This window comes from Paenibacillus sp. J5, assembly GCF_054955055.1.
Genome location: NZ_JBUEDD010000006.1, coordinates 191899 through 211156, shown reverse-complemented (window position 1 = coordinate 211156; position 19258 = coordinate 191899). Strand labels below are relative to the sequence as shown.

Annotated in this window: 13 protein-coding genes and 1 riboswitch; of the genes, 1 reads left to right on the top strand and 12 read right to left on the bottom strand. The window is 55.7% G+C overall.

Annotated features, from left to right (window positions below):
* Nucleotides 1–3 precede the first annotated feature (3 nt).
* The 12 genes from ACY1JZ_RS13300 to glgA all read right to left on the bottom strand — a co-directional run bounded on the left by ACY1JZ_RS13300 (nucleotide 4) and on the right by glgA (nucleotide 18032).
* The gene (locus ACY1JZ_RS13300; protein WP_462629567.1) at nucleotides 4–954 is read right to left on the bottom strand and encodes a lysophospholipid acyltransferase family protein; all 951 of its coding nucleotides are present in this window, start codon (nucleotides 952–954) and stop codon (nucleotides 4–6) included.
* Nucleotides 923–1750, bottom strand: coding sequence for a carotenoid biosynthesis protein (locus ACY1JZ_RS13295; RefSeq protein ID WP_462629566.1), 828 nt, complete (start codon nucleotides 1748–1750; stop codon nucleotides 923–925). The genes ACY1JZ_RS13300 and ACY1JZ_RS13295 overlap by 32 nt, the downstream gene beginning before the upstream one ends.
* Nucleotides 1747–2637, bottom strand: a complete 891-nt coding sequence (locus ACY1JZ_RS13290; RefSeq protein WP_462629565.1) for a phytoene/squalene synthase family protein — start codon at nucleotides 2635–2637, stop codon at nucleotides 1747–1749. The genes ACY1JZ_RS13295 and ACY1JZ_RS13290 overlap by 4 nt, the downstream gene beginning before the upstream one ends.
* Nucleotides 2619–4160 carry a phytoene desaturase family protein gene (locus ACY1JZ_RS13285; RefSeq protein WP_462629564.1) on the bottom strand — a complete coding sequence of 514 codons (1542 nt, stop codon included), beginning with the start codon at nucleotides 4158–4160 and terminating at the stop codon, nucleotides 2619–2621. The genes ACY1JZ_RS13290 and ACY1JZ_RS13285 overlap by 19 nt, the downstream gene beginning before the upstream one ends.
* Nucleotides 4161–4200: 40 nt before the next feature.
* Complete coding sequence (locus ACY1JZ_RS13280) at nucleotides 4201–5715, bottom strand: phytoene desaturase family protein (protein WP_462629563.1); 1515 nt, start codon at nucleotides 5713–5715, stop codon at nucleotides 4201–4203.
* A 327-nt stretch (nucleotides 5716–6042) separates the two neighbouring features.
* Nucleotides 6043–6657, bottom strand: a complete 615-nt coding sequence (locus tag ACY1JZ_RS13275; RefSeq protein WP_462629562.1) for a YqaA family protein — start codon at nucleotides 6655–6657, stop codon at nucleotides 6043–6045.
* Between the two features lie 366 nt (nucleotides 6658–7023).
* On the bottom strand, nucleotides 7024–8256 hold the full coding sequence (locus ACY1JZ_RS13270; RefSeq protein WP_462629561.1) for a CobW family GTP-binding protein: 1233 nt from the start codon (nucleotides 8254–8256) through the stop codon (nucleotides 7024–7026).
* Nucleotides 8257–8425: 169 nt separating this feature from the next.
* Nucleotides 8426–10096 carry an ATP-binding protein gene (locus tag ACY1JZ_RS13265; protein WP_462629560.1) on the bottom strand — a complete coding sequence of 557 codons (1671 nt, stop codon included), beginning with the start codon at nucleotides 10094–10096 and terminating at the stop codon, nucleotides 8426–8428.
* A gap of 24 nt (nucleotides 10097–10120) precedes the next feature.
* On the bottom strand, nucleotides 10121–10960 hold the full coding sequence (locus ACY1JZ_RS13260; RefSeq protein ID WP_462629689.1) for a CheR family methyltransferase: 840 nt from the start codon (nucleotides 10958–10960) through the stop codon (nucleotides 10121–10123).
* The gene (locus ACY1JZ_RS13255) at nucleotides 10953–14669 is read right to left on the bottom strand and encodes a response regulator (RefSeq protein ID WP_462629559.1); all 3717 of its coding nucleotides are present in this window, start codon (nucleotides 14667–14669) and stop codon (nucleotides 10953–10955) included. Before ACY1JZ_RS13255 ends, ACY1JZ_RS13260 begins: the two co-directional genes overlap by 8 nt.
* Before the next feature lie 288 nt (nucleotides 14670–14957).
* Nucleotides 14958–15914 carry a DMT family transporter gene (locus ACY1JZ_RS13250; protein ID WP_462629558.1) on the bottom strand — a complete coding sequence of 319 codons (957 nt, stop codon included), beginning with the start codon at nucleotides 15912–15914 and terminating at the stop codon, nucleotides 14958–14960.
* Between the two features lie 360 nt (nucleotides 15915–16274).
* Nucleotides 16275–16419: riboswitch (FMN riboswitch) on the bottom strand.
* Between the two features lie 161 nt (nucleotides 16420–16580).
* Nucleotides 16581–18032: a glycogen synthase GlgA gene (glgA, locus tag ACY1JZ_RS13245; protein WP_462629557.1), complete on the bottom strand. Its 1452-nt coding sequence runs from the start codon at nucleotides 18030–18032 to the stop codon at nucleotides 16581–16583.
* A gap of 239 nt (nucleotides 18033–18271) precedes the next feature.
* On the opposite strand from glgA, the gene ACY1JZ_RS13240 reads away from it, so the two are divergent.
* Nucleotides 18272–19249 carry an ABC transporter substrate-binding protein gene (locus ACY1JZ_RS13240; RefSeq protein ID WP_462629556.1) on the top strand — a complete coding sequence of 326 codons (978 nt, stop codon included), beginning with the start codon at nucleotides 18272–18274 and terminating at the stop codon, nucleotides 19247–19249.
* Nucleotides 19250–19258: the final 9 nt, after the last annotated feature.

Here is a 19258-nt window from a genome sequence, read left to right as displayed (position 1 = left end):
GCGCTACTCCTCCTTCCTGATGGTCGCAGAATCTCCGGTGACGCTCTGCCGCCATCTTCTCCAGTTGTCGAAGCGTTCGCTCACAGAGCCGCTCCCGCTTAGCAGCGGCATGAACACACCCGCCAGTCGCTCTGGCCTGTACACGACCATTTCTCTGTGCTGCTCCAGTTGTGAACGCAGTCGCTCCGCAATCAAGGCGGTCGTCCGCTCCTTGCCCAGCTCCCGCCATGGCTCCGCAAGCGGCTGACCGGCCACCAGCGTCACCTCAGCCTTCTGATGCTGGCACAGCGAATAATACGCGCTCACCGGCACGACAGCGCATTGCGGCGCTCGCTGCAATAGATATGCCGCCCCGCCCTTCACCTCCAGCGGCCTATGCTCCAGATGGAAGATGTCACCCTGTGGAAACATCCAGACCCGCTTGCCCTCATTCAGCAGACGCGCCGCATAATCCAGCGAGACCGCCATGCCGCGCAGCGTCGTCTTGTCGATCGAGAAGGCGCCCAGTCTGCTGAAGAAACGATAATTCGTCAACTGGCGCTCATCCATCATGACATAGTGGTCCCCCGTCGAGACCATACGAAAGGCATGGTAGACAATCAGCCCGTCCCACCATGAGCTATGGTTCATAACATAGAGCACGCCTTGACTGGAGGTCGAAGCAGCGGCAGCAGTGGAGGCCGAGCGCCCTGATGCCGCCCTGCCCTCATGCAGGCTGTCCCCATGCAAGCTGCCCTCATGCAGACTCTTCTCCCCCCTCCTGCTGGCTGCGGCTGCCGCAGCCATGTGCGGTGCCTGCGACAACGCTGCGCAACCTGGCGACAATGGCGCATTCCACTGCGGATCAAGTGTTCCGCTCAAGCCGATGGAATGAAAGTGTCGCTTCAGCAAATAGTGCAGATTGTAGCGAAAAAAAACCGCGTCAAACCATCGACTCTTGCGTGCCTCGATCATGGCGGATGCTCCTCTCCAGCATGATGAGCGCCACCCCGGCGATAGCTACAGGCCACCACAGTTGCTCCTTGACCGCCAGCGCTCCGAACATCAGCAGCATTCCCTGCGCGAGCCGCATCGCCTCCTTGCGGATGGCTGCGCCGGGACCCAGCCGCGGCAGCAGCAGCGACATTAGCATGGCCAGCACGAGCCAGCTCACAAAATTTTGCAGAGGAATATTATAATAGCTTCCCCAGCGGAGCGGGTCTGACCAGATCCAGAACTCACGCGCGGCAGCCACCGGATCGAGTACGAGATCCAGGCACAGCGCCATACCGCCGACATGCAGCGCCCTGATTACGCGAGTGCGCGCAGTGGAGATGAGAGCAGCACAAGCGACGATGCCTGCCCAGGCGAAGGCGATGGATAGCGGGACGCCATTGCCGCCCAGTCGCAGCACATCCGTGTACTCGTACTGGCCAAACGGCACACCGCTTGCTGTACCCAGCCATTCGGCGGCAAAGGTGACCGCGCCAATCAGACCGATGCGCAGCCAGATCAGAGCGCCGCGCCGATCACGGACGGCTCCTGCCGTGCTGGCAGACAGGCTGCCGCCCTGCATAGCTCCGGTATCTGCCAGCCACAGCAGCACAAACGCATAGCACGCAAAAAATAGATTGAACAGGCCATTGCTGAAGCTCAGCATATCCGGTACACGATAGAACAGCATCAGCAGCAGTCCGATAGACAGCCAGCTCCAGAAGATATAGCGGATTGTCCGCAGCGGCAGCGGCACCGCCTCCTTGCCCTGCCTCATGAGATGACCGCTACGCTGTCGCCATTAGAATTGTCCGGCAGCAGGAAGCGATGCTTGCGAACAAGCTCGCGGAGTATTCCCGTCTTCGTCCATAACGACACATAGGCGCGGCGGCGGAACACATCATAGCTGTGAGAAGCGGCATCGTCGAGTATGGCTGCGTACATGCGAGCAGCCAGCTCCATGCAGAAGCCGCTCGCAGTCGGATAGCTGTCCAGCTCCAGCAGTCCGAGCTCGAACCAGCCCCGTGCTGTCGCCTCGAGCTCGCTCACCAGAGCTGTCCAGGCTCCGGTTATTCGCCCCTCAGCAAAATCCTGCTCGCTATAGCCATGCTTATGCAGCAGCTCCAGCGGAATATATCGCCGCCCGCGTCCCTGATCCTCGCCGACGTCGCGCACAACATTCACAATCTGCATCGCCTTCCCCAGCCATACGCCCGCCTCGCGCAGCCGTTCATCCGGCTGCGGATGCAGCACGGGGATGAGCATTTCTCCGACGGTTCCCGCAACCAGATAGCAGTAGGTCTCCAACTGCTCCATAGTATCATAATGTGTTAACTCATAATCGAGACGTTGACCCTCCATCTGCTTATAGAACGGCTCCTTGGAGACCGGATAAGTCTGGAACAGCCACCGGAGCGCCGGCCAGATGAAGTGTCCTTGCGCCTGCTCCAGATACGTAAAATGTTCCTCCAGCTCAGCCAGCGTAAACTCGGAGTTCTCCGGCTCATCTACAGCATTATCAATCAATCGGCAAAAGGCATAAATGACATATACCGCCTCCTTGCGCGGGCTCGGAAGAAAGCTGAACGCACGGTGAAACGTCGTCGAGCCTTGCTTAATCCTCTCCTCGCAGGCGTCCAGCACTGCTATGAGCTCTCTGTCCATGGACTACTCTCCTTCACAATATGATCCGCCACCAGCTTCGCGCCCTGCATGACGATCGGAATGCCGCCGCCGGGATGTATGGACGCTCCCACACTATACAGCCCGTTAATCTTGTAGGGAATCATCTGCGGCCGGAACACGCCGGATTGCAGCAGCGTCGGCGCAATGCCGAAGCTGCCCCCGCGATACCAGCCCTCCGCCTCGCCATCGGCTGGCGTGCGCACCGATTGCCAGCGGATCGAAGCCCGCAAGCCAGGGAAGGCGCGGCTCTCCGCATCTGCCAGCACCTTCTCCGCCATCTGCGCCCCCCGCTCCCGCCATTGCTCGGCAGACAGCCGCCACTTGGAAGTGAGCGGAATCGGAATCAGAAAGTACAGCACGGAATGGGAGGGCGGCGCCGCCTGGTCGTCCAGCGCGCACGGATTAAATACATAATAGGCAGGCGCTTCATCCGATGAAGCGGGCATCTCCCCCCTCTCCAGCCGCTTCAGGCTTGCGGTGAGCGAGGAGGGGAGAAAAAACTGATGCATAATGACTGACTGGTCAGTCGAATTCGTATGAACAGCTTTATCCTTTTCGCCCCATCTACGATCCGTACCGACATAGATCATGATCGTCCCCGATGATGGCACATACTCTCGGCGCGCAGGAAGCTTCACTCCAGGCAGCAGATGTGCCAGATGCGGGTAGTCCCCATTGAACACGACCGTATCGTGCCGATGCTCCGTCCCCGTCTTCGTTCTCAGCCCATGTACCTTGCCATGGCGCGCAATAATCTCCCCAATCTCTCCTTCCTCGCCAAGCCGCATCTCTACACCAGCATCCTGGAGCCTTCTACCAAGCACCTCGGACAGCCCTGCATAGCCGCCGCGCACATACCAGATGCCGAAGGCATGCTCCGCATAGGGAATGAACGTATACAATGAGGGCGATCCGCTTGGCATGCCGCCCACATACAGCGTCTGCAGCGAGAATGCATCAATCGCCTGCTCCCTCTTGAAATACCGGCCAGCCAGTTGTCTGGCGCTCAGATGCACCTGCAGCTTGCTCAGTAATCCCAGATTGCGAGGGGTGAAAAATTCACGTCTGCGCACAAATGAACGCTCCAAAAATTGCGACTGTGCTGCACTGAACAACGCTTTCATGTCAGACAAATAGCGCCGTACTCCCGCGCCCTCTCCTGGATACAGCCGCTCCATCTCCTCTGCCATCCGCTCGCTATCCCGATATTTCGTCAGCCTGGTGCCGTCTCCATAGTGAATGTGATACAACGGATCACAGAGCATCAGCTCCACCTCCGATTCCGCGATGCCCGCTTCCGCCATTAGCGACTGCAGCATCTGCGGCAGCAGCACAATCGTTGGCCCGCGATCGATCCTGTAGTGCTCACCGTTCGTTTCATATGCAAGCCTGCCCCCCAGAGCTGCCTGGCGCTCATAGAGCACTGCTTGCTTCCCTTGGCGGGCTAACAGAAGCGCCGTCATCATCCCGCCAACTCCGCCGCCTATAATTCCCACATTCATTTGGATTCTCCTTCAGAAGAACTATATTTGTACAGCTCCCTTAACCGCTTGCTCTTCCTGACAGACCGCCTCTGCGACGATCCTGCTCCATCAGCATCCCCGCGCTGATCCGCGCCGACTCCAGTATGGTTGGCAGACCGCTTCCCGGATGGGTGCCCCCACCGACGAGCCAGCAGTTGCCTACATCCTGAAACCGATTATGCGGACGCATCATCATCATCTGGTTCACCGAGTGCCCGATATTAAAGGCCGCCCCTTTGTACACGTAAAAAGACTGCTCCCAATCCAGCGGCGTCACCGCCTCCTCCACCTCGATCTGCTCCGAAATCCCTTGCAGTTGCGGCTCGCGTTCCAGACGTTCAAGCACACGGCGGCGTACCTGCTCCCGAACCAATGGGTCGCTCCAGTCCGTCTCGCCGTCAAGATTCGGCACCGGCATGAGCACGTATAGCGCCGACTTGCCCGCAGGCGCCAAGGTCGGATCAATCGCTGACGGATTATGCACGTAGATGGAGGCATCCTCTGTCAATCGACCGTCGATAATATCACGCACATTGCGCTCATAGTCGGAGGCGAACAATACCGTATGATGCGGCATGTCGATCTCCCTGTTCACACCTAGATACAGCATGTACGTCGAGCAGGAGAAGCGCAGCTTCGCCAGCCGTTCCGGCTTATAGCGGTTCAACTGCTCCGGCTTGAACAGCTTCGTAACCGCTGTGCCAAAGTCAGCGTTGATGACCACATGATCGGCGCGCAGCGTCTGGCCATCATCCAGCTCTACGCCCACCGCGCGTCCATTCTCAGTCACAATGCCCGCCACACCGCATGATAGCCGCACCTCTGCGCCCAGCTCCTCAGCCACCTGCGCCATCGCTTCGCAGATGCGGTTCACGCCACCAATCGGATGCCACAGACCGTATGCATGCTCAATATAAGAGAGGATGGTAAAGGTGCCCGGACATTCCCATGGCGACATCCCCAAGTATTTGGCCTGGAACGCAAACGCACTCTTCATCCGCTCGTCATGGAAGTAATGCGAGAGCCTGCTATGCACTGTATCCGTCAGATGAAGCCGCGGAAGCGCTCTGAACACATCCGCTTTCAAATAATCAGTCAATCGAGTGAACGGCCTGCGCAGCAGCGGCATGACCTTATCGAACTTCTCCCCCTCCTCGTGCAGAAAGCGCAGATAGCCTGCCGCCTCGCCTGGGAACAGCTCATCAATCTGGCGGGCAGTCTGTTCTCTGTCCATCGAAGGCTCAAATTTCACATCACCGAATTGCAGACGATACAAGGGATCAACCTGTATCAGTTTTAAATAATCTTTAACCGTTCTCCCCACACTTTGAAACAGCTCCTCCAAAAGTTGTGGCATCATTAAAAATGTCGGCCCCCGGTCAAAGCGATAATCCCCTAGCTTAACCGCCGATGTTCTGCCTCCTACCTGCGGCTGCTTCTCTATAACCGTTACCTGGTAGCCCTGCGCCGACAGCAGCATTGCGGCTGCCAGCCCGCCCGGGCCTGCTCCTACAACAACAACGGATCGCTTCATGTTCGGCCTCCCCATCTGGTGTATTCACTTCTGGCTTATGACCAAAGCTTGTCCAGGCTTTGGCTGCCCGGGGCGTGCAATGCACGTCCTAGCATATTTTACGAGCCTAATATAATTATACAATGGAGTGCTGGGAAAACCTAAAGTGTGAATATTCCATTCCTTGCGCCCTATGTTCCTATCTTCAACTTATGAGTTTTTTCCAGTATATATGCCGTTGCTATCAAAACCGCGCACCGCAACGCAAACAACCCGGGGGCAATGCTTCGCGCATGGCGAGTCATTGCCCCCGGGTTGGGGGGGACGAGCTTAAAGGCAGCCCGTTGCTTATTCGGCAGACAGATCGGCTTGGGACTTGGCGGCAGCCTCGACCTTGGCCGCCCGCCTCAACATGATCCGCTTGCGCAGCCAGAGCGCGAGCAGTACGATTGGCACTCCAATGAGGAAGATGTACATCGAAACCTTGCCCACCATACTCTCGGCGGCACGGCCGTAATAATAAAACAGAGCGCCAATGACATAAAACTTGATCGCCCGTCCAATCGCTGCATAAGCGATCAATCGCCATAAGGGGAAATTGAGACAGCCAGACAAGATCGTAAACACCTTGAAGGGAATCGGCGTAAATGCCCCAACTAGAATCGCGGTCTCCCCGTTCTTCTTGAACATAGCCGTCGCCTTGTCCACCCATTCTCGCTTCAAAATTTTGTACAACAGTGATTTGCCCAGCACCTTGCCAATCAGATAGCCAAAGGGCGTGCCCATAAGGCAAGCAATGAAACCGACAGTCGCTAGCCAGAGCGCAGAGGATGGATCAATCAGGCTGAGGGACACCTGCAGGAAAAACGCAGGCACCGGGAAAATAATAGCGTCAAAAAAGGAGTGGATAAATAATCCCCACGCTCCGAAATCCTTCAAAAAATTCAAAATATCATGAAACAATGCGCTGGCTCCTTCCTACATCCTGTCAATCGTCAAGCTTACATCGCTGCCTGTCATTCTCCCTGAACGGTAGAACTGCGTCTCGTAGAAATATAAGCCCATCTTCATATGCGTCTTACAACCAGGAAGGCACGACCGCATGGTACAGGTATGCGCGCAACCTGACTTAATATATATACGTATTCGACAAAGTACTGGTTTCATCTCCCCGTAAAATTAGTTGTTGCAACGGAAAGAATCGCTCACTGGCCATGCTAAACAAGCAAACACCAAGAACGCTCCATACGGCATTCTCAGTGTTTGCTTGTTATTTGTAAATGGCTTAAATCGGACTTTCTGGAAAGCCCAGATATGCGGTCTATATCGCTACTGTCCCTGACGGCTGGACAGCAGTTCAGCCGATGTGCGCTCCAGCTCATGAAGTCGCTCCAGCAGCAGCTCCTTGGAAAAATGCTCCCCTATAAACACGGCAACATCATTCACCTTCCCTTGCGGGTTGATGCGCAGGAAATCCGTCTCTCGGTATGCATATTGAAACATGAAGCGACTGGATGTCTCGGCGAAGGTCACGACCCCCTTGGCACGGTAAATATCATCCGGGAGCTGCTTCAGGAATGCCTCGAACAGCTCTCCGTCCACAGGAGCGGACAAATAATAGGTGACAGCCATCACATGCTCATGGCTCTGATGTGCATGGCTCGCGTGCGAATGGGAGCCATGAGCAGGCTTCTCGTGCCCATACCGCTCCTGCGCATAGTGATCCGTCGCTTCGTCATCCCCGGCCGATGGAACGTTATGATGTTCTCCCTTGCCAAGCGCTCCCTGCTCGGCCTGGCCGCCATAGCCCGCCTCCCCATGATGGTCATGGGCACAGCCGTGACCGCAGCTCTCATGCTGCTGTGGATGATGGCTCGTCCGACCATGACGGCTGTTCTCAGACTCCCCGTCTCGATCACCCTGCTGACCACTCCTGTATTCGACGCCAGACTCCCCGAGCAGGCTGGCCGGATCAACGACAGTCCGCACGGCAACATGCAGCGCCGCCTTCGCGTTCCACTCTCTGACTAGCTGCTGCGCCTCCACCAGTTGCTCCGGCTCAAGCAGATCCGCCTTGTTAATGAGAAGCTGTGTTGCGCAGCGAATCTGCTCCTTCATCAGCTTGAAGGTCGCTCCCTTGCTGTCGCGGCTACGGCGAAGCAGCTCTGGACCATCAACCACGGTAATGATCGTCCGCAGATCCACCTCGGTGAACAGCGCCGCCTCTGTCACGCCATCGATAATCTCCAGCGGATTAGCCGCTCCTGTCGATTCAATCAAGAGCACATCCGGCTGATGCTCGGCAATCAATTGTTGAATCTCCACGCCGAGATCGCCGCGGATGCTGCAACAGATGCAGCCGCCGAGCATCTCGCTCATCGGCACCTGACGGTCAACCAGCACACCGTCCAGATTAATGTCTCCCAGTTCATTCATCACCACCGCAACCTTGCTGTCCATCGCTTGATAATAGTCGATAAGACGAGCGAGCAGCGTCGTCTTGCCGCTGCCCAAAAATCCAGTCAACAAATGAATCGGAATGGGACCCTTTGGCAATGTCATCTTGTCTTCAACCTCCAGCCTGTTTCTTCGGATTATATCGTAATCATTACGGTAGTGACAAGACACCGCTGAGCGGCACACTGTGGTAACGGCCAATCACCGTCGCGTATGCGATGCAACGGGAAGTACCCTACATGCCGAGCAGCGGGGTACCCTCGCTCTCCTGCCGCTACGACTCCTCCAGCATCGCAGTGAAGGCGCGTGTATATTCATATTCCCCCGTCAGCTCCGCTCCTGCGGCATCATAACGCTTGACCTGGAGCGTACAGATGAAGGCCGCGCCTTGCTGCCAGGTCGGATCGACCCGAATCGTGCCCCCCATCAGCTCGATCAGGTTTTTGCAGATCGCGAGCCCAAGACCTGTCCCGCCAAACCTGCGGGTCATGGACGAGTCGAGCTGTGAGAAAGGCTTGAACAGCAGCGGGATTTTGTCCTGCGGAATGCCAACCCCGGTATCCTTGACAGCGATCTCGATCAGCAGCGAATGCGGGCAAGCCTGCAGCAAGCGCGCCTGTACCAGAACCTCGCCTTCTGGGGTGAACTTGACCGCATTGCCGACCAGATTAATCAGCACCTGGCGGAGCTTCGTTGCATCGCCTACCACAACCTCCGGCAAGCCATCCTCCAGCACATAACTCATCGTCAGATGCTCGCCCTTGGACTTCGCCTTGAACAGATCGAACGTCTCGCTGAAGCAGGCCTCCAGTTGGAAGGGCACCTCCTCCAGCTCCATCTTGCCCGACTCGATCTTGGAATAATCCAGAATATCATTGATGACCAGCAGCAAGGCATCCCCACTCTTGCGAATAATATGAGCGTACTCCCGCTGCTCCTCCGTCAGCTCCGTCTCCAGCAGCAGCGTCGTCATCCCGAGCACACCGTTCATCGGCGTCCGAATCTCATGGCTCACCATCGCCAGGAAATCCGTCTTGGCCTGTGCCGCAATCTCCGCCCGCTCCTTCGCCTGGACCAATTCCTCCTCGAACCGTTTGCGCTCCGTAATATCGATAATCGTACAGGCAAAGATGGGCTCATTGTCCACAAGCGCCTTGCCGATCTGAATTTCGGCCTCGAAGGTGCTGCCATCCTTGCGCCGCGGAGCAACCTGAATGAATGCACCGGTATGAGCTGTCAGTTGCCCTGCGCCACTCCCCTCTTCACAGTCGCCCGCCAGCACGGCAAGATCAGGGATCAGCTCAACCATCCACATGCCTACGGCCTCCTGCGGCGTATACTGAAACATCGGCTCCACAGCCGGGTTCACGGTCAGAATCAGGCCGTCCTGGTCGAACGTGACCATCGTATGAATCGATGTCTCGCCCACCACCCGCGCCTGTGCCTGCGTCTTGCTCAGCTTGCTTGCCGTAATGCGCAGCTCCTGATTGATTCGCTCCAGCTCCTTCGTCTTCTGATGCAGCAGCTCCGTCTGCAACTGCAGCCGCTTGTTGCTGATGTAGATGCTGACGAAGCCGTCAATCTTGGAGCGCAAGATTTGCGGCACGAACGGCTTGAGCATGTAATCGATCGCCCCGACCGAATAGCCGGTATAGAAATGCTCCGACTCCTTGCTCGTCGCGGAGATGAAGATGATCGGAATTTCCTTCGTCTTCTCCCGCGCCTTGATCAGTCGGGCTGTCTCGAAGCCGTCCATACCTGGCATCTGCACATCCATTACAATAACCGCATAGTCATCCTTCAGCAGGCGGCGAAGAGCCTCCTCACCTGAGAAACATTTCACCAGATTATAGCTTCGGTCGCCCAGCACCGCCTCGATCGCCAGGAGATTGTCCGGGTTGTCATCCACTAACAAAATGTTAATCGGTTGCTCCGTAGCATACACTCACTCTTCACCTGCCCTCATCCTCTATCTGAACTTCCGGTACAGCCGGTTGTGCATATCCAGCTCGTCGTAATCGGCGGCATGCTGCGTAAAATTAATTGTTTCCTTCGTGCCCAATACCAGCACACCAAAGGTGCTCAAGCTGTCATACAACAGATGATGCACATGATCCTGCAACTGCTGGTTGAAGTAGATCATTACATTTCTGCACAAAATAACATGAAATTCGTTAAATGAACTGTCTGTCACCAGATTATGCTGGGCAAAGACGATGTTTTTCTTCAAGTCGGCATTAAAAATAACCGAATCATATCTCGCCGTATAGTATTGCGAAAAGTCAGCCCTGCCTCCGGCCTCCATGTAGTTGCGCGTGTACAGACGCATCCGCTCCAGCGGGAAGACGCCCGTCTTGGCCCGCTCCAGAATATCCCCGTTCGCATCGGTGGCATAGATGCGGGTTTTATCATACAGCCCCTCCTCCTGCAGCAGGATCGCCATCGAGTACACCTCCTCGCCGCTGGAGCAGCCGGCATGCCAGATGCGGATGAACGGATAGGTTCGCAGCAGCGGTACCACCTTTCTGCGGAACGCCAGAAACATCTCGGGATCGCGGAACATCTCTGTCACATGGATGGTCAGATCCGCCAGCAGTCGATCCATGAATGCCCGATCATGCAGCACCCTCTCTAACAGGGATGTAATCGTCGGAAGCTGCTCAGCGTTCACTCTGTGCCAGATGCGGCGGCGTATGGAGGAGAAGGCATAGTTGCGGAAATCATAGCCGTACATCCGATACACGGCATCAAGGAGCAGCTCGATCTCGATCCGTTCCCGCTCGCCTATCTCATGCTGTTGCTTATTGATATAACCACACCCTCATCAGAGACAGTAGCTGCTCCGTATTTACCGGCTTGGCAATATAATCCGATGCGCCGGCCTCAATGCATTTATCCCTGTCATCCTTCATTGCCTTGGAGGTGACTGCGATAATCGGGAGCCGTTCGAATTGCGGTCTCATCCGAATCTCGCGCATCGCCTCGTAGCCGTCCATCTCCGGCATCATAATATCCATCAGCACCAGATCAATATCCGGTTGCCGCTCAAGCTGCTCTAATGCCTCCTTGCCGTTCTCCGCATAGACAATATTCATCTTGTACCCCTCCAGCACACTGGAGAGCGCAAACACATTGCGAATATCGTCATCGGCAATCAAGATGGTTTTATCCTCAAAGATGGATTCCATATTGTGAAGCTTGCGCAGCATCTTGCGCTTGTCCTCGGGCAGATCAGCCTCCACCCGATGCAGGAACAGCGTCGTCTCGTCCAGCAGCCGCTCGGGGGACTTGACATCCTTGATAATGATAGTGCCGGCATATTTTTTGAGCTGCAGCTCCTGCTTCTTATCCAGCTCACGGCCGGTATAGATAATAATCGGCAGCTCCCGCAGCCGCTCATGGCCGCGAATCGCATCAAGCAGTTGGAAGCCGGAGATGTCCGGCAGCCCCAGATCCAGCACCATGCAGTCGAATTGCTGCTCCTTGAGCTGCGCAAGCGCCTCCCCTCCAGTGGACACTGCACGGATCAGCACATCATCATGCCCGATCAGCTCCATAATGCTGCGGCGCTGCGCCTCATCGTCCTCCACCAGCAAGAGCCGCTTCAGATCACGCTCCAGAAACGCCTCGATCTGGTTGAACACCTGCTCCAGACTATACTTGTCCGCTGGCTTCTTCACATAAGCGAGCGCGCCCATGGACAGCCCTTGCTGAATATTGTCGGCTACCGAGATCACATGAACAGGAATATGCCGCGTCTGCGCATGATGCTTCAGCTGGTGAAGCACCGCCCAGCCGTCCAGCACAGGTAGCTGTATATCGAGCAATATCGCATCTGGTGTATACAGCCGCGCATACGACAGTCCCTTGTCGCCTTGCAGCGCGACGATCGCCTTGAAGCCGCGGGAACGGGCAATGTCGAGCAGCACCTTGGCGAAGTTGACATCGTCCTCGATGATCAGCACCACCTTATCGGATGGCTGGAGCTGCTCCAGATCGTCTTCGATACACGAATCAGCCCTCTTGTCCGGCTCCTCCTTGTCGTTCCATTCGGCTACGCGACCTGCCGCAGCCTCTGCGGCTGCGTGCAACGGCAGAGGCTGCGGCAGAGGCTGCGGCAAAGGCGTATGCTCGTGCCGCCACTGGGCAAGGTTCCTCTCCGAGCCCGCCTCCTCCTGAGGGATATGCGCCTCCGGTATATAGAGCGTGAAGGTGCTGCCTTTCCCTTCCTCACTGCTCAGCGCGATGACTCCGCCCAGCAGCGAGGCCAGCTCCTGGCTGATCGCCAGGCCCAGGCCGGTGCCGCCATAGATGCGGCTCGTCGTTCCATCCGCCTGCTGGAACGCCTCGAAGATCAATTGCTGCTTGTCAGCCGGTATGCCAATACCAGTATCCGTCACCTCGAACGCCACCAGCCTGCCTCTTCCCGCAAGCAGTGGCTGCTCCTGCGGCTGCGCGCGGCGAATACGGAATATCACCTTTCCATGTGACGTGAACTTGAACGCATTGGAGAGCAGATTCTTGAATACCTGCTTCAGCCTGTGGCTGTCGGTATAGATTTCGGTCGGAAGATTATCATCCAAGACCGTCTCCAGAGCAATTCCCCGCTGACTGCTGACGGGCATGAAGCTGCGTCGAACGTACTGCTCCAGCTTGTCTAGCGGCACACTTTCGATCACGACCTCCATCTTGCCCGCACTAATCTTGGACAGATCTAGAATCTCATCGATCAGCTTGAGCAGATCGCTGCCGGATGAATGAATCGTAGCCGCGAACTCCACCTGCTTCCTCGTCAGATTGCCCTCCTGATTATCCATCAGCATCTGCGACAGAATCAGCAAGCTGTTAAGCGGCGTGCGCAGCTCATGGGACATGTTGGTCAGAAACTCCGTCTTGTATTTGGACGACAGGGCTAACTGCACGGCCTGCTGCTCCAGCGCTGCCTTCGTCCGCTCCAACTGTTCATTTACCAGCTTCGCCTGCCTCATCTCGCGCTCCAGCAGATGCGTCTTCTGCAGCAGCTCCTCATTCGTCTGCTCCAGCTCCTCCTGCTGCATCTGCAGCAGCTCCTCCGACTTCTTGAGCTGCTTCGTCTGCTCCTCCAATCGTTCGTTCGAGCTGCGCAGCTCCTCCTGCTGGGAGATCAGCTCCTCAGACTGTGCCTGCAGCTCTTCCGATTGCGCCTGTGATTCTCGCAGCAATTCCCCGATACGGATACGGTCGAACAGATTGTTGAACAGCACGCCCAGATTGCCGGACACCTCGCGCAGCAGTCTGCGCTGCAAGTCCGTGAAGGGCGTCATCGAGGCCAGCTCAATGACGGCTACGGTGCGATCATTATACAGAATGGGATACAGCAGCAGATGGGACGGCGCACTGCTGCCCAAGCCAGAATGCACCCTTACATAGTCATCCGGCACCTGGGACAGCTTGAGCGGCCGCTTCTCCAGCGCGCACTGGCCAACCAGTCCCTGTCCAAATACGAATAGCTTCTCGAAGGCCGACTCATCCTCAAAGGCAAAAGCGCCCTCCAGCTTGAAAAACTGCTGTTCCCCATACCCCTGGCGCACATACAAGGCACCATAAGCAGCATCTACCATTGTAGCGATTGTATTAATAAAGGCATGACTAGCCGCTTCAATCGTTGTATCGGCCTGCAGCGTCGTAACCACCGCGGCGAGATTGGACTGAATCCAGGATTCCTCCTCGACCCGCTTGTTGTATAGCTGCTCCTTGCTGCTCTTCTCCTCTATATCATCTGCCAGCTTATTGAACACCTGCGACACCTCGCCGAATTCATCCTTGCGGGAAATTCGCACGCGCGCGTGGGCATCCAATGTGCCACGGGCGAAGCCTCGGATAATAGCTGCCAGACTGTCCAGCCCCTGGCTAAGATGGCGGACATTCCACATCATAGCCGCTGCACTGAGCACCAGGCCAATCAGAGCTGTCAGCCACATGAGCTGTGAAGTGCGCTCGTTATCCTCCAGCGCCTGCTCGAACGCCTCACTCATGCCCCGTTTCTGGTAGCTTGCCAGCTCGTTGGTGCGGTATAGCAGCTCATTTTGGGCATCCAGCCCCTCGTTCATCAGCAGGTCGACCGCAGCTCTGATCTCACCCTTGCCGGACAGTTGGAGAGCCGACTGGATAAAAGCTCTATATTCATCCTGTGCCTGCTCCATCTCCGAGAATATCTTCGTCTCCAGTTGTCCCCCCTCTGTGAGCTCCAACTGGTCGTATACGTCTGCTGCCTGGCTCCAGGCCGTGCGGATTGGCTCCATCTGTGCCGCCTTCGCCTCGTCTGTCGGACTCAGCAGCATATTCGTAAGACTCTTGGAAACCTCATTGACTTGGGTACGATACTCATAGGCCAGCAGCAGCTTCTGGTATCTGGCATTGTACAGCAGATTCAGCTCCTTGCTCTGATCACGGGTGTTGACGATGCCCATGCCAGCGAGCAGCCCCACGACTGCAATTAGAAATATGGAGCCAATCATCATCTTCGTCTTCATCTTCATGTCGTACACATCACCTTGATTTCCTCCAGTCGTATACTGCGCACTGCCGAGCCATACATACAAATATAGACAAGCCTATAGTGAGCAGCTTGCCTTGCAAGGTATGAAAGTCTATGAATGGCGGGACAGCCCTGTTGCTGCCGACCATGCCTGTCATTAACCGTATACGGGGGCGATGAAACACGTGGCGGGAATTATTTTGGAGCTAAGCGGTAACGGCTCTGCCGTCTTGGGCGGGCTATGCCTCCAAAAAAACGGCACAGGCTCTCGCCCGTGCCGTCTATCCATTCAAGCTGCCGCCAGAGGCTGCGCGTTGCGCTCTTGCTGGCGGGATATAATCAGCAGCGTCGCCCAGATCATCAGGAAGCCCGCAACCTGTGTCACCGTGACCACCTGCTGGAAGGCGATCCAGTTGATCATCACGCCCACCATCGGAAAGCTCAACTCCGCCAGCGTGGCATAAGAAGCCTTGATCGCGCTCAGCCCCTTGTAGTAGAGCAGCAGACTAAGCAGTCCTGGCAGCAGCGCCTGCAGCAGCAGGTTGAGGCCGACCAGCGCCAGCGCCCCCGACTCTCCCGGCAGTGTCCATACCTGGCGCTCTCCGATCACCAGCGCCAGCAGCAACGGCAGCGCCAGTATGAATCGCAGCGAGGTGACGGTCTCATAGTTGACAGCACCCAGCAGGTAGCGCCCCATAACCGTTGACCCGCCCCACAGCAACGCGGCGCCAATAGACATCAGACTGCCTATTTGAATAATATCGTTCAGATTGGTGAACGGCAGCTTGAAGCCGAAGGTCAACAGATATGTGCCAACGATAGCTACGATAAACAATGTCCCGAACGACTTCGGCAGACTCTCCTTGAGCAGCCATCTCGCCATCAGGATCGCGAAGAGCGGCTGCAGCTTCTGCAGCAGCAGAACCGCGTTCAGATCCCCTGTCTCCAGACCCTTGGTGAACATAATTGTCGCCAGTGCAGAGCCTCCCCATGAGATGAACAGCAGCGCGCCCAGATGGCGCAGCCGCAGCTTGCGCAGCTCCCGGCGGTGCTTCCACATGACCGGCGCCATGAACAGCACCAGGATGATGTGCTCCAACAGCGCAATCTGTGTGGAGGTCAAGGAATCGAGCAGGATAATGCGGAACAGCGGGTCGACGCCCCATAGCGCCGCCCCCAGCACGACAAACCAAAAGGCAGGCTTGACGGCTTGATTTTTGAATAGGCTTGTGGACAAATGACTCATGGCTGAATGCTCCTTCACGCATCCAACCTTCAGGGAACGCATGGCGAATTATGGAGTTGCATGCGAAAAGCCCCGCCTCGCGACTAATCAGCGAAACGGGGCCAGCCAAATAAACATACGACAGAAGTAGCTATATCGGACTTCACCGAATACAACCACGCTGCATGGTTTCATAGAGCGACAGCTAGCCGACTCACGTTTCCCAAGCGTAGAAGGGTGTCGCCATTCTTGACGGACTAAGCCTTGTATCGCATAGACATAGAAGACCTGTATACATGTGCACGTATACGCTCTTAGATGTGAACGGAAGCCGACGCTGTGCCGCATGAAGCCTGCAACAGAGTCTGCGCATATGATATTGGCGATCTTCTCCCATCCGGACTATACCGTCGGCCTTGGATTCACACCAAGTCAGTCCCCTTGCCGTTGTCGGCTTAGAGAGTCGCGGGCTTCGCTTGTTCAGCTTCACCGCCGGTCAGGAATTGCACCTGCCCCGAAGATCAGTATGCTACATAGTATTATTAGACAATGCCAGATGAACCTTATGACCTCATCGTGCGGATGAGACAGATACTTACATTAAAAAAGTAAGTGGCGTTGTTATTTTCTAATCATAAATTCATCGCAGGCAATTGTCAATAGGTTGTGCTAAAGATAGCAATAAAATCATATAAGTTTTGTCGGATTAGCAATCACTTGCTCATACAGGGCCATATATTCTTGAGCCGAACGGTTCCAGCTATAGTCTCCGCTCATCGCATTACGCACCAGTTGCTCCCATTGGTCGGGCTGCTCGTAGATTCGCAGCGCACGGCGAATCGTATGCATCATATCATGGGCATTATAATGGGTAAATGAGAAGCCGTTCCCTTCTCCGGTATATTCGTTATAGGCGTGCACCGTGTCACTCAAGCCCCCTGTCTCGCGCACGATCGGGATACTTCCATATCGCATGGCGATCATCTGGCTCAGGCCGCATGGCTCGAAGCGCGACGGCATAAGGAACAGGTCGGAGGATGCATAGATGCGCCGGGCCAGCCCCTCGTCAAAGCGTATCTGTGCCGACAGCCGCTGTGGATAGCGCCAGGCCAGGTGACGGAACATATCCTGGTATACGGCATCCCCGGTTCCCAGCACCACGAGTTGGAAGCTGTCCTGCTCCAGCAGCTCGCCCAGCACATGCTCCACCAGATCCAGCCCCTTCTGAGCAGTCAGCCGTCCGACCATCCCGATCATCGGCACCCTCCGGTTCTGCTCCAGACCCAGCTCCCGCTGGAGCTCCATCTTGTTCTGCCGTTTCGTATTCAGGCTGGATCGGTATCGGTAGGCAAGCGCCGCGTCAGTCGCCGGATTATAGCTCTGCTGGTCGATGCCATTCACGATGCCGCTTAACCGATCGCCCAGCCAGCGCAGGCAGCCATCCAGCCCTTCCCCGAAATAATCGGTCTGAATCTCTTGTGCATAGGTTCTGCTAACCGTCGTTACATGCTCGGCATACTGGATGCCACCTTTCATGAAGCTGACACCGCCCTTGTATTCCACCCCTTCGGATCGAAAGTAGGAATCATCCAGCTCCAGCAGCTCGCCCAGTATCCGATGGGAGAATACGCCCTGATATTGCAAATTGTGAATTGTGAATACATTTTTGATCGAGTGGTAGAAAGGATCATGCCGGTAGTGCTTGTGGAGCAGCGGGGCGACCATGCCTGTATGCCAGTCATGGCTGTGGATGATGTCCGGCTGGAAGCCGATATGAGGCAAGATGTGCAGCACAGCACGATTAAAGAAGGCAAACCGTTCCTCATCATCACCGTGCCCATATATGCCATCGCGTGCGCCGAAGAAATACTCGTTGTCGATAAAATAGGTCGGCACGCCCTCCTCCTCAGTCATGAAAATACCGCAGTAGCAGGCTCTCCATCCCATCGGAACCTCTATATGCGTGATGAACTGCATCCTTTGCACCTGTTCCTGGGCAATGGTCTTGTACTTAGGCAACACAACGCGGGCATCCACTCCGTTTTTGCGGAGTGCCTTGGGCAGCGCCCCGATTACATCGGCCAATCCCCCTGTTTTGACAAAAGGGCTGCCCTCAGCAGCAGCAAACAATAGCTTCATGTTGCGTCCCCTCCTCCACTCTCTTGATACATGCCTAATAGGACATTCTACATGGCCATGTCATTTTCCTTCACGTGGACCCCGTCTTCTGCGCCGTACACACAGTGTTATATGAATTGGGGGCAGGCCTCTGTCCACATATGACAAGAACAGGGCAAGATATGTCATGTACGTCATCTGCATTTCTCACTATAATTGATAATGATTATCAATTATGCGTACAAAGGGGATCTTTTGCTATGAACATTCATCGCCTCAAACTCTGCCTGCTTATCGGGCTGCTCTGCCTGACCGCTATCCTGTCCGCCTGCGGCAAAGAGGAGACAGCGCCTAACCCTGCTCATCCTAGTGAACCGGAGAAGGTTGACGCCACACAGACCTTCACCGATGCACTAGGACGCAATGTGGATATTCCACGACAGCCGCAACGGATTGTGACCACGCAATATTTGCCGGAAATGATCGCTGTCGGCGTCAAGCCGATCGGTGCGGTATCCCACCTGCTGAACAATTACAAGTCGCTCGCGGATCGGATTGATGGCATTGAGGATGTCGGGGCAGCCAATGACCCCAACCTGGAGAAGCTCCTCCAACTGAAGCCGGATCTGATTATTGCCGCCGAATGGAATGAAGCACAGTTGGATCAGTTGAGCAAGATTGCCCCGACGGTGGTCATCAAGTGGGAAGGCCGTGACGCCTTTCAGCATTTCCGTGATGTCGCAGGTCTGCTCGGGAAAAAGCAGGAAGCGGAGAATTGGATCAGCGCTTATGAAGCCAAAAGCGTCGATGTGCGCGCCACGCTTGCGAAGCATGTGCGCCCCGATGAAACGTTCGGTGTTGTAGTGATCGGCGGGTACGAAAAAGGACAACTGAGAATTTACGGCGACCTGAACGTAGGCTATACTTTGTATCAAACCCTTCAGTTTAAGATGACGGATGCGGTGAAGCGTGAGTGGGATAAGGGCGGCCATGAGCTTGGCATGAGTGTCTCACTGGAGACACTGCCCGAATATGCCTCAGCCGATCGACTGTTCGTCGTGAAGTTCGACAATGATCCTGAGTTTCTGCAACAGGTAGAAGACAGCAGCCTATGGCACAAACTGCCTGCTGTGCAGAACAATAACATCTACACGGTAGACTCTAAGCTATGGTTTTCCTATGATATCTTATCCTTTGAAGCACAACTGGACGATGCGCTCAGATTGCTGAGCCAATAATTCGCTGTG

Bases quoted from the DNA above. Each gene is read 5' to 3' on its own strand.
- ACY1JZ_RS13300 (WP_462629567.1), bottom strand. From the start codon at position 954: ATGATCGAGGCACGCAAGAGTCGATGGTTTGACGCGGTTTTTTTTCGC.
- ACY1JZ_RS13295 (WP_462629566.1), bottom strand. From the start codon at position 1,750: ATGAGGCAGGGCAAGGAGGCGGTGCCGCTGCCGCTGCGGACAATCCGC.
- ACY1JZ_RS13290 (WP_462629565.1), bottom strand. From the start codon at position 2,637: ATGGACAGAGAGCTCATAGCAGTGCTGGACGCCTGCGAGGAGAGGATT.
- ACY1JZ_RS13285 (WP_462629564.1), bottom strand. From the start codon at position 4,160: ATGAATGTGGGAATTATAGGCGGCGGAGTTGGCGGGATGATGACGGCG.
- ACY1JZ_RS13280 (WP_462629563.1), bottom strand. From the start codon at position 5,715: ATGAAGCGATCCGTTGTTGTTGTAGGAGCAGGCCCGGGCGGGCTGGCA.
- ACY1JZ_RS13270 (WP_462629561.1), bottom strand. From the start codon at position 8,256: ATGACATTGCCAAAGGGTCCCATTCCGATTCATTTGTTGACTGGATTT.
- ACY1JZ_RS13255 (WP_462629559.1), bottom strand. From the start codon at position 14,669: ATGAAGATGAAGACGAAGATGATGATTGGCTCCATATTTCTAATTGCA.
- ACY1JZ_RS13250 (WP_462629558.1), bottom strand. From the start codon at position 15,914: ATGAGTCATTTGTCCACAAGCCTATTCAAAAATCAAGCCGTCAAGCCT.
- glgA (WP_462629557.1), bottom strand. From the start codon at position 18,032: ATGAAGCTATTGTTTGCTGCTGCTGAGGGCAGCCCTTTTGTCAAAACA.
- ACY1JZ_RS13240 (WP_462629556.1), top strand. From the start codon at position 18,272: ATGAACATTCATCGCCTCAAACTCTGCCTGCTTATCGGGCTGCTCTGC.